Genomic DNA, 232 nt, shown 5'->3' with positions numbered 1-232 from the left:
GACGGATAGACAGGGCGACCAGCACTCTCCACAACGGCTGAGACTTGGCCTTCGCTAACTCGTCGAACATTTTCTTGGTCGTGGCAGTCGGAGTCGACGGCTTTTTCGCTGTCGCCTTCGTGAAGAAATAGGGTTCAAGCTGCCAGGGGCCTGGGCCGCCGTTAACTTTCCTACGACGCCATACTTTGACCTCGGCGAGATCGTCGAGCTGCAGGTCGAACAGACCAGCCTC

At 57.8% G+C, this 232-nt stretch carries 1 protein-coding gene; it reads right to left on the bottom strand.

Annotated features, from left to right (window positions below):
* A partial coding sequence (locus tag QD208_RS17625) for a hypothetical protein (protein WP_279837695.1) occupies positions 1–232 on the bottom strand: 232 nt, incomplete at both ends.

It is taken from the genome of Cobetia sp. 29-18-1, assembly GCF_029846405.1.
GTDB classification, from domain to species: Bacteria; Pseudomonadota; Gammaproteobacteria; order Pseudomonadales; family Halomonadaceae; genus Cobetia; species Cobetia amphilecti.
Note: the sequence above shows the minus strand (reverse complement) of the source record. Positions and strands in the feature narration are given on the sequence as shown.